The following is a 1,099-nucleotide window of genomic DNA, read 5'->3' as shown; positions in this document are numbered from 1 at the left end:
CGTGCGCGCGGGCGGCCAGCCCGCGGCCGTGGAGCTGTCCATGGACGACGTGGCGCTCATGACCTACACCTCGGGCACCACCGGGCTGCCCAAGGGTGCCATGCTGAGCTACGAGAACGCGCGCTTCAAAACGGCGGCCTCGGCCGACTGCAACGGCATGTCGGCCGGCGAGGTGCTGCTGGCCGTGGCGCCGCTGTACCACATCGCCGGCATGGTGATGGGCGTGAACCTGCCGGTCTACACCGGCGCCACCTGCGTGCTGCTCTACCGCTTCGACCCCCTGGGCGTGGCCCAGGCGCTGGAGCGCCACCGCATCACCTGGTGGTACAGCATCGCGCCGATGAATGGCGCGCTGATGCAGGTGCCCGGCGCGCGCGAGATGGACTGGAGCGCGCTGCGCCGCAACCCGGTGACGAGTTTCGGCATCACCTTCACCGAGCAGTTGGCGCAGCAGTGGCGCCAGTTCGCGCCCAACTGCGTCTCGCACGAGGCGGCCTACGGCCTGAGTGAGACGCACACGGTGGACACCGCCATGCCGGTGGATGCCATCCGCTGGGGCACGCAGGGCAAGCCCGTGCCGGGCAACCAGATCCGCATCGTCGACCCCGACACCGGCGCGCCGCTGCCGGTTGGCACCGTGGGCGAGATCACCATCCAGGGCCCCGGCAACTTCAAGGGCTACTGGAACAAGCCCGAGGCCACGGCCAAGACGCTGAAGAACGGCTGGGTGTTCACCGGCGACATGGGCGAGATCGACGAAGACGGCTACCTCACTTTCATCGGCCGCTTCAAGGAAATGATCAAGGTCTCGGGCTACAGCGTGTTCCCCGAAGAGGTCGAGACCATCCTCATCAAGCACCCCGCCGTGGCCCAGGCCGCCGTCATCGGCGTGCCCGACGCCGAGAAGGGCGAGGTGGTGCGCGCCTTCATTGTCAAGAAGCCAGGGCAGGAGGTGGAAGCCGCCGCGCTCGTCGCCTGGTGCCGCGAGAACATGGCGCCCTACAAGGCGCCGCGCGAGGTGCGCTTCATCGCCCAGCTCCCCGCCACGGGGGCGGGCAAGGTGCTGCGGCGCATGTTGAAGGATGAGTGACACCCCCCC

The 1,099-nt window shown here is 68.9% G+C and carries 1 protein-coding gene; it reads left to right on the top strand.

Annotated elements, in window-relative coordinates:
* Positions 1-1,090: class I adenylate-forming enzyme family protein (locus ACDELDRAFT_RS22860; RefSeq protein WP_040330820.1), on the top strand; the 1,090-nt coding region annotated here is incomplete at its 5' end.
* Positions 1,091-1,099: the final 9 nt, after the last annotated feature.

Origin of the sequence: Acidovorax delafieldii 2AN, assembly GCF_000175235.1 — a bacterium.
In the GTDB taxonomy this organism is placed as follows: Bacteria; Pseudomonadota; Gammaproteobacteria; order Burkholderiales; family Burkholderiaceae_C; genus Acidovorax; species Acidovorax delafieldii_B.
Note: the sequence above shows the minus strand (reverse complement) of the source record. Positions and strands in the feature narration are given on the sequence as shown.